Genomic DNA, 9,044 nt, shown 5'->3' with positions numbered 1-9,044 from the left:
CGGGGATAGACCGTGGCGACATCAAGCAGCGCCGCCCGGCCCGTGTAGGTCTGGCCCCCGACCTGGACCGTCACGTTGTCGCCCCCGCGCGCGCTGCCTCCCCAGTTCCCCAGCGTTCCTGGCTGAAAGGTCACGACGCCCTCCTGCCCGGTCCCGGCATTCACGATACGGCCCAGGGTCGGCGCGGTCAGGGTGGGCGCACAGGAGGCGAGGAGCGCGGCGCAGCCCAGGCAGGTCAGCGTGGCCTTCATCATGTTCTCAGTGTAGGGCGCGTTTCTGACAGCTCTGCCCGATTCAGGTCAACCCCGCATCATTCAGGACGGCTGACCTGACCTTTAGAGCACTTGTCGTCAAGATGGCGTCATTTTTTGACCCTCTCCCCTTGCGGGACTCGTAGAGCTGCGGAGCAGAGAGGGCCTTGCGAAGCAAGGGGAGAGGGGTTCTTTTTGCGACAAATGTTTTAGTGAGGCGCGATGGGCGCAGACGCGGGAACGCCGCTGCTCTGCACCACCTCATGCACCTCCAGCGCGTTGGGACCGCTGAAGGCCTCACGGGGGAGGCTGCCGCTGCGGGCGTGGCCCTGGCGGAAGGCGTCACTGTTCGTCCAGGCCTCGAAGGCCTCGCGGCTTTCCCAGAAGGTCAGGACCACGAACGGCTCCCCCGCCTTCAGGGGGCGCAGGACATGGTTGGCGATGAAACCGGGCATCCCGTCCACCAGCCCCGCGCGGTCACGGAAGCGGGCCTCGAACTGGTCGTGGTACTCGGGGTTCACGTAGATGCGGTTGGCGACAGTGATCATGCTCGACCCTCCTGGCCCTGGCCTGACCGCACGGTCAGCGGCTGGCAAAATCATACACGAAGTGTTCCTGCGCCGCCGTCTCGACCGTGCCGGGCCGCGCCCCCCGCACGCGCTCGAGGGCCTGTTCGGGCGGCATCCCCGCCTGGGTCAGCAGGCAGGCGGCCGTCAGGCCCGCGCGGCCCAGCCCCCCCCGGCAATGCACCACGACCGCGCGCCCATCGAGAAGCTGCTCCATCACCTCGTCCAGAAAGGCGCTGAAGTTCTCCAGGTCGCCGGGAACATCGCGGTCGGGAATCGGGCAGGCGAGAATCGTCAGCCCTCGCTCGTCCGCCTGCGCCTCATAGTCAGGGATGCCCAGCAGGTCGAACTCGTGGGCCTCGATCAGGGGGGCGAGGACGTTCACACCCTGCTGCGCGAGGCGGTCGAGGTCGGCGGCGAGGTCGCGGGCGTGCGTCACCCCCGCCTGCACCACGCTGGCTCCCTTCTTGCCGGGGGCGAAGGTCAGACCCAGGCGGCCGGGCCAGAGGGCCGTGTCGATCCAGTCCACGCGGATGGGGTCGGTCTGGCTGGTCACGCGCTCAGCTCTCCCGCAGCCAGCGCGCCGCGTCGAGCGCGTGGTAGGTGATGATGGCATCGGCCCCCGCGCGGCGCATCCCGGTCAGGGTTTCGAGGACTGTGCGGCGCTCGTCCATGTACCCGGCCTGGGCGGCGGCCTTGACCAGCGCGTACTCGCCGCTGACGTTGTAGGCGACCAGCGGCAGGTCGAAGGTCTGGCGCAGCAGCCGCAGGATGTCGAGGTAGGCCAGTGCGGGCTTGACCATCAGGAAGTCGGCCCCCTGCTCGGCATCCAGCCGGGCCTCGCGCAGCGCCTCGCGCTCGCCGCCCGCCGGGTCCATCTGGTAGGAGGCGCGGTTGCCCACGCTGGGCGCACTCCCCGCCGCGTCCCGGAAGGGGCCGTAGTAGGCGCTGGCGTACTTCACGGCGTAGCTCATGACGGGGACATGCTCGAACCCGGCGGCGTCCAGCGCCGCACGAATGGCCCCGACCTGCCCGTCCATCATCGCGCTGGGGGCCACCACATCCGCTCCGGCGCGCGCCTGTGAGACGGCGGTCTGGGCGAGCAGAGCCAGTGCCGCGTCGTTGTCCACGGTCCAGTCGCCCTCAGCGGTCTGACACAGCGGCCCGCAGTGGCCGTGGTCGGTGTACTCGCACAGGCAGGTGTCCGCGATGACGGTCAGGTCGGGGAGGGCCGCCTTGATGGCCGCCGCCGCCCGCTGAATCACGCCGCCCTCGGCGTAGGCCTGGCTGCCCTGGGGGTCCTTGTGGTCGGGAATGCCGAACAGGATGACGTTGGGAATGCCCAGGTCGCGTGCCTGCCGGGCCTGCTCCACGGCCCCCGCAACGCTATGACGGCTCACGCCCGGCATGGTGGCGATGGGAACCTCGGTGTCCTGCTCGTGCACGAAGATGGGGTGGATGAAGTGCTGCGGTGCCAGCGACACCTCGCGCAGCATGGCGCGCAGGCCCGCGGTGCGGCGCAGACGACGGGGACGGTCCAACATGGCCGCAGGCTAGCGCAGATGATCCGGCGACAATGGAAAGCGGGGCCAGTCTGGGGGGCCGAACAGGAACGGGGCTGCCCAGCCAGAACGCCCGCAGAAGGACACCGCTCCCGCCCTGTCTTTCCATTCGGAACGGAATCGGCCCGGTCCGCTCCGGCCGCTCTCCATAATGCGCGGGTGACTGCACTCCGACCGTCCCGGCCCGCGTGGAACGCCAATGAACGCCTGGGCATTCTGAACGGCTGGCTGGTGTTTCTGGGGGACGGCTTTCTGAGCGTGTCGGTGGTGGTGGCGGGCTTCGCGGCGCGGCTGGGCGCACCCAACGCGGTCATCGGGCTGCTGCCGGGGATCGCGGCGGGGGGGTGGATGCTGCCGCAACTGCTGGTGGCGGCCCGCGTGCGGCCCCTGGCCTACAAGCTACCGGTGTACCGCTCGGCGGCGCTGGTGCGGATGCTGACCTATCTGGCGATGGTGATTATCGCGGCGACGCTGGCTGGGCGTCCCGCGCTGTGCCTGGGCCTGTTCGTGCTGGCGATGCTGCTCAACGCGCTGGCGTCGGGCGTGGCGGGCCTGCCGTTTCTGGAGGTGGTCAGCAAGACGGTGCCGCCGGAACGCCGGGCAAGGTTTTTCGGGGTGCGCAACCTCTACGGCGGCCTGCTGGCCTTCGGGGCGGGGCTGATCGTGCGCTGGATTCTGGGGTCGGGGCTGAGCTTTCCGCTGAACTACGCCCTGATTTTCCTGCTGGGGACCATCGCCTACACCGTCGGCTACGGCGTCTTCGGACGCGTCTCGGAACCGCCCGACACCCCGCTGCCCCCCGGCAACCTGCGCGAGGAGGTGCGCTCGATTCCAGTCACGCTCCAGGACCCCCATTTCCGCGCCTTTCTGACGGTGCGGCTGCTGCTGGCGGGGGCCAGTCTGGGCGATCCCTTCTATGCCGTGTACGCCCTGCGCGAGCTGCACTACCCGGCGGCCACCCTGGGCGTCTTCGTGATGGCGCTGACGGGCGCGGCTCCCCTTTCCAACCTCGTCTGGCAGCGGGTGGCGGAGCGCAAGGGGTCGCGGCGCATCATCCGCTACGCCGCCTTCTTCGCGGGTCTGGCCCCGCTGGTGGCCCTGACGGTCGGCGCGCTGCATCTGCCGCCCTTCACCTACCTGCTGGTGTTCATCCTGTCCAGCGTGGCGCTGCAAGGCTTCAACCTGGGCCACACCAACCACCTGCTCAACCTCGCCCCGCCGGACGCCCGCAGCCGCTACATCGGCACCCTGAACACGCTGGTCGGCGCAGTGCTGTTTGCCCCGGTCGCCGGCGGCCTGCTGGCCGACCTGGCGGGCTACCGCGCCGTGTTCGTGCTGAGCGCGCTGCTGTTCGCGGCGGCGTGGTGGCAGTGCGGGCGGCTGCGGCGGGATGCGTAGGCCGGCGGCCAGCGACCAGCTCCCAGCAGTTAGCAGAAGCTGCCTTGCTGGCATCTGGCCGCTGGAAGCTGGCGACTGACCGCCTTCTCAGTGCCCCAGAATCTTGCTCAGGAACGCCTGCGCCCGCTCGTGCTGGGGGTTGTTGTAGAACTGCTCGGGGGTGGTGTCCTCCACGATGTTGCCCTGGTCGAAAAAGAGGATGCGGTCGGCCACCTCGCGCGCGAAGCCCATCTCGTGGGTCACGACCAGCATGGTCATGCCGGTGCGGGCGAGTTCCTTCATCACGTCGAGCACCTCCTTGATCATCTCGGGGTCCAGGGCGCTGGTGGGTTCGTCGAAGAGCATGATCTGGGGGTCCATCGCCAGGGCGCGCGCGATGGCTACGCGCTGCTGCTGGCCGCCCGAAAGCTGCGCGGGGTACTTGTGGGCCTGCTCCTCGATGCCGACGCGGCGCAGCAGTTCCAGGCCCCGTTTCTCGGCCTCGGCCTTGCTGGTCTTGCGCACGCGCGTGGGGGCGAGGGTGATGTTCTCCAGCACGGTCAGGTGCGGAAAGAGGTTGAAGCTCTGAAAGACCATCCCGACCTCGCGGCGAATCTCGTCGAGGTGGCGGGCACCGTCGAGCGGGATGCCGTCCACCTCGATGGTGCCGCCGTCGTGGGGGTCGAGCGCGTTGAGGGTGCGGATAAAGGTGCTCTTGCCGCTGCCCGAGGGGCCGATGATCACCACGACCTCGCCGCGCCCGACCGTCAGGCTCACGCCGCGCAGGGCCTCGAACGCCCCGAAATGCTTGCGCACATCGCGGGCGACGATGATGGGCTGCGCCGCCGGGGCACTCGTGCTGAGGGAGGCGGCAGCGGTGCTGGTCTGGGTCATGCGCGGAGTGTACACGCTGGGATGCCGCCGCAGACGGAACCACTGTGAGGCATGGAAGCGCCTCCAAGCATGAGGACATGCTAAGATTTATCACCATCTCCAGACACACGGGGGACGCCAGGCGTCGCCGGAAGGGAAACCATGAAACGAATCACCACTGTTCTTCTGCTGGGCACCGCCGCGGTGGCCCTCGCCCAGGGCACCACCTTCCTGACCATCGGGTCGGGCAGCACCACCGGGGTGTATTTCCCGGTCGCCACCGGCATCGCCAAGATGATCAACGATGCCGGGGCGGGGGTGCGCGCCAACGCCCGCAGCACGGGCGGCAGCGTCTTTAACGTGAATGCCCTCGCCAGCGGCGAACTCGACGCCGCCATCGCGCAAAACGACATCGTGTACTACGCCTACAAGGGCACCGGCATTCAGGCCTTCCAGGGCAAGGCCAACACCAAGCTGCGCACCATGGCCGTGCTGTACCCGGAAGTCCTGCACGTGATCGCGCGCAAGGACGCGGGCATCAACTCGATTGCCGACCTCAAGGGCAAGCGCGTGGTGATCGGGGACCTCGGCTCGGGCACCGAGCAGACCGCCCGGCAGGTACTGGAAGCCTACAACCTGGGCTTCGACGATCTGGGGCAGGCGCTGCGCGTCTCGCCCGCGCAGGGCATCAGCCTGATGCAGGACAAGCGCGCCGACGCCCTCTTCTACACGGTCGGCGTGGGGGCCAGCGCCATCAGCCAGATCGCGCAGACGGTGGACGTGAAGGTCGTGCCGGTCAGCGGCAACCAGGCCGCCGGCCTGATCAAGAAGTACCCCTTCTACGTGCGCTACAACATCCCCGCCAAGAGCTACCGCGGCGTGGGGGCCACCGTGCCCAGCGTCGCCGTGCAGGCCGTGATGGTCACCACCACCAACGTCCCCGAGGACGCCGTGTACCGCGCCATGAAGGCGTCGTTCGGCAACGAGGCCGAGCTGAGGGGCCTGAACCCCAGCCTCGCCAGCTTCAGCTACGACAAGGCCGTCAAGGGCCTCCCCGCCCCGCTGCACCCCGGCGCGGTGAAGTTCTTCCGGGAAAAGGGCCTGAACGTCAAGTAAGACGGCCCCAGCACCTGGGTCAGAGGGGCCAGCCGCCGTGAGAGGTGCGGGCTGGCCCCCTTTTCGAGAAAGGAAATGAGTACCTTATGAGTGACCCGACAAGACCCGTGTCCAGCGACCCGGCCCTGGATCACAGCGGCATGACCGAGGGCGAGAGACGCGCCCTGGAGATGGTGGAGGCCGCCGAGACGGGCGGACGCAAGCTGGTGGGCTGGCAAAAAACCCTGGTGACGGTGCTCGCTATCGGCTGGTGCCTCTTTCAGATGTACGCGGCGCAGGTGGGAACCATCGACACGCTGCTGCTGCGCGTGACGCACCTGGCCTTTGCCTTCGCGCTGGCCTACCTGGTCTTTCCCTTTCGCAAGACGCCGGGAGAAGCCCAGGTGGGCGTGCCGTGGTACGACTGGATTCTGGGAACCCTGGCCGTCGGCACCGCCGTCTACCTGATCACGCAGTACCCGACGATTGCCAACGTGCAGGGCGGCGTGCTGAACAACACCGACGTGTGGGTGGGCAGCGGCATGGTCGTGCTGCTGCTGCTGGCCGCGTGGCGCACCATCGGGATCGCCATGCCCATCGTGGCGGGGGTGTTCATGCTGTATGCCCTCACCGGGCCACGGGGACTCATCCGGGGCGACCTGGGGCCGCAGCTTCAGCTTCATGCCGGGCAGACCTGGCCGCAGGTGGTCGGGCAGCTTTTCGCCAACACCGAGGGCATCTTCGGCACGGCCATCGGCGTCAGCGCGCAGATCGTGTTTCTGTTCGTGCTGTTCGGCTCGGTGTTCGACAAGCTGGGGGCGGGCGAGTGGTTCATGAACGTGGCCCAGGGGCTGCTGGGCGGCTTCCGGGGCGGCCCCGCCAAGGCCAGCGTGCTGAGCAGCGCGCTCAACGGCATCATCAGCGGGTCGGCGGTGTCGAATGTGGTCACGGGCGGCAACATCACCATCGGGACCATGAAGCGGGTGGGCTACAGCGCCGAAAAGGCCGGGGCCATCGAGGTGGCGAGCAGTTCCAACGGGCAACTGATGCCGCCGGTGATGGGAGCCGCCGCCTTCATCATGGCCCGCAACCTGAACATCGAGTACCGCAGCCTGATCCTGGCAGCCGCCATTCCCGCCTTCCTGTGCTACGCGGCGCTGCTGGTCGTCACGCACATCGAGGCGCTCAAGCTGGGGCTGCGCGGCCTGCCCCGCAGCGAACTGCCGCGCGTGCGCCAGACGCTGTTGAACGGCTGGTACTACCTGATTCCGCTGGGCTACCTGATCGGCACTCTGACAATTAACCCGGATGCCACCCCCGAGCGCGTCGCCCTCTACACCATCTACCTGATGATCGCGATGATGTTCGTGCAGGAGGCGTGGCGGGCCAGCCGTGATGGGCGCACCGTAGGGCGCGGCCTGCTCGACGGCGGGCGCATGCTGATCGAGGCCTTCGAGGCCGGGGCCAGGAGCATGATCGGCATCGCCATCGCCACCGCCGCCGCCGGGATCATCGTGGGCATCGTGACCATCACCGGACTGGGCTTCGGACTGGCGGACATCGTGCAACTGGTCAGCGAGGGCTTCCGTTCCTTCCTGACGGGCGTGGCTGGGCTGCTGCCGGGGGTGAATGCGGCGGCCGTGGCAGGCTTCGGCGCAATGTTGATCGTGCTGCTGATGGCGCAGCTGATCGCCCTGATTCTGGGCATGGGCCTGCCCACCACCGCCAACTACATCCTGATGAGCGCGCTGATCGTGCCCATCATCGCCAAGATCGCCGGGCTGGACGTGACCAACCCCGCGCAGATGCTCCCGGTCCACATGTTCGTCTTCTACTTCGGCATCATGGCCGACTCCACGCCGCCCGTGGCGCTGGCCGCCTTTGCCGCCGCCGCCATCTCGGGCGGGAATCCGGTCCGCACGGGCGTGCAGGCCTTTCAGTACGAACTGCGAACGGCGCTGCTGGCGTACATGATGTTCTTCAATCCGGCGCTGCTGCTGATCGCCAATAACCGTCTGGGCGGCCTGTCCTGGGCCGAGGCGGTGCCGATGGTCCTGTTCGCCTTCATCGGCCTGGTGGCCTTCAGCGCGGCCACGCTGCGCTTCCTGCACCGCCGCACCAACCTGCTTCAGACGCTGCTGCTGCTGGTCGCGTCCTTCATCCTGATCATCCCGACCCACATCCTGTGGAACCTCGCCGCCCTGGCCCTGCTCGCCCTGGTGTATTTCTGGCAGAAGGCGGGGAGCAGGAACGAGCCACCGGTGGTCCCGGCGGTGTAGGAAAGCTTCCAGCGGCCAGCTCCCAGCAGCCGACAAAACAGACCCCCAGCCCTGCGTCGGCTGGGGGTTTCGCTGGCAGCTGGTGGCTGGCCGCTACCTCGTCGCGATCTTGATCCGCTTTTCCAGTTGGTCGGTAAAGAAGGTCATCACGGTGGTCAGGGCCAGGTAAACGGCCGCGACGGTCGTCAGGACGGGCACCGGCTGGAAGGTTTCGCTGGTGACACGCGACCCGGCGAGCGTGAGTTCGAGCAGGGCGATGGAGGAGGCGAGCGAGGAATCCTTGAGCAGCGCGACCAGGTTGTTGACCAGGGGCGGCACCACGATCCTGAGCGCCTGCGGCAGCACGACCGTCCGCATGGTCTGCGCGCCGCTGAGGCCCAGGCTGCGCGCTGCCTCGGTCTGCCCGCGCGGAATGGCGAGAATGCCCGCGCGAATCACCTCGGCGTTGTACGCGCCGACGTTCAGCGACAGCGCGAGCACGGCGGGCAGGAACTCATCGGGGACGTTGAGGTGCAGGTCGCGCAACAGGCCCTGAACCGGCGCGTAGAACGTGGGCGGAATGGCGTTGTAGGCAAACAGAATCTGCACCAGCAGGGGCGTCCCGCGAATCAGCCAGATGAACAGCGAGGCCGGGGCGCGCACCAGCCACAGGGTACTGGTGCGCATGATGCCCACCACGACCCCGATCAGCAGCCCCAGCAGTCCGCTGAACACCGTCAGCAGCAGGGTCATCCTGGCCCCTTCCACGAACAGGCCCGCGCGGGAGCCGATAGGTTCGGGCATCTGCCGCAACACGGCGGTGATCAGGAAGAACAGCAGGAAGAAGGTCAGGGCGGCCCCGGCCAGCCAGCCCAGCAGGGTCAGCCCCCCCAGCGGCTGCCGGGGCGCAGTTTTCGGAACGGTCACGCCCGCCTCGGGGGAAGGACCGTGAAACGTGAGTCACACTGGTTTTTCATTGGGCAGATGATGGCACAGATGCCCTGCGGGTGGTAGCGCCTCCATGAGGATCGGGAGACAGTCCGCCCCACCTCCCCGCCAAAG

General features: G+C 68.1%; 9 protein-coding genes (1 of these 9 only partly in view). 3 read left to right on the top strand and 6 right to left on the bottom strand.

The genetic code is table 11. The features are described 5' to 3' along the window. From ABEA67_RS02455 to hemB, 4 genes are all read right to left on the bottom strand, one after another. Nucleotides 1-254: the 5' portion of a hypothetical protein gene (locus tag ABEA67_RS02455; RefSeq protein WP_345460357.1), read on the bottom strand. It extends 250 nt beyond the left edge of the window; only the first 254 of its 504 coding nucleotides appear in the window; its start codon is at nucleotides 252-254; its stop codon lies off the left edge, out of view. A 206-nt stretch (nucleotides 255-460) separates the two neighbouring features. Continuing rightward, nucleotides 461-799, bottom strand: coding sequence for an antibiotic biosynthesis monooxygenase family protein (locus ABEA67_RS02450; protein WP_345460354.1), 339 nt, complete (start codon nucleotides 797-799; stop codon nucleotides 461-463). Between the two features lie 34 nt (nucleotides 800-833). Continuing rightward, the gene (locus ABEA67_RS02445; protein WP_345460351.1) at nucleotides 834-1,373 is read right to left on the bottom strand and encodes a cyclin-dependent kinase inhibitor 3 family protein; all 540 of its coding nucleotides are present in this window, start codon (nucleotides 1,371-1,373) and stop codon (nucleotides 834-836) included. A gap of 4 nt (nucleotides 1,374-1,377) precedes the next feature. Further along, complete coding sequence (hemB, locus tag ABEA67_RS02440) at nucleotides 1,378-2,361, bottom strand: porphobilinogen synthase (protein WP_345460348.1); 984 nt, start codon at nucleotides 2,359-2,361, stop codon at nucleotides 1,378-1,380. Between the two features lie 177 nt (nucleotides 2,362-2,538). On the opposite strand from hemB, the gene ABEA67_RS02435 reads away from it, so the two are divergent. Further along, nucleotides 2,539-3,777, top strand: coding sequence for an MFS transporter (locus ABEA67_RS02435; protein WP_345460345.1), 1,239 nt, complete (start codon nucleotides 2,539-2,541; stop codon nucleotides 3,775-3,777). A gap of 87 nt (nucleotides 3,778-3,864) precedes the next feature. Here ABEA67_RS02435 and ABEA67_RS02430 read toward each other — a convergent pair whose 3' ends face one another. Further along, nucleotides 3,865-4,650: an amino acid ABC transporter ATP-binding protein gene (locus tag ABEA67_RS02430; RefSeq protein ID WP_345460341.1), complete on the bottom strand. Its 786-nt coding sequence runs from the start codon at nucleotides 4,648-4,650 to the stop codon at nucleotides 3,865-3,867. A 141-nt stretch (nucleotides 4,651-4,791) separates the two neighbouring features. On the opposite strand from ABEA67_RS02430, the gene ABEA67_RS02425 reads away from it, so the two are divergent. Next, on the top strand, nucleotides 4,792-5,745 hold the full coding sequence (locus tag ABEA67_RS02425; RefSeq protein ID WP_345460338.1) for a TAXI family TRAP transporter solute-binding subunit: 954 nt from the start codon (nucleotides 4,792-4,794) through the stop codon (nucleotides 5,743-5,745). Between the two features lie 86 nt (nucleotides 5,746-5,831). Next, entirely contained in the window at nucleotides 5,832-8,003 is a 2,172-nt protein-coding gene (locus ABEA67_RS02420; protein ID WP_345460335.1) for a TRAP transporter permease, read from the top strand. Nucleotides 8,004-8,096: 93 nt separating this feature from the next. Here the strand turns inward: ABEA67_RS02420 and ABEA67_RS02415 are convergent, their stop codons facing one another. Then, complete coding sequence (locus ABEA67_RS02415; RefSeq protein WP_345460332.1) at nucleotides 8,097-8,909, bottom strand: amino acid ABC transporter permease; 813 nt, start codon at nucleotides 8,907-8,909, stop codon at nucleotides 8,097-8,099. Between the last annotated feature and the right edge of the window lie 135 nt (nucleotides 8,910-9,044).

The sequence above is a fragment of the Deinococcus carri genome (assembly GCF_039545055.1).
GTDB lineage: Bacteria > Deinococcota > Deinococci > Deinococcales > Deinococcaceae > Deinococcus > Deinococcus carri.
Note: the sequence above shows the minus strand (reverse complement) of the source record. Positions and strands in the feature narration are given on the sequence as shown.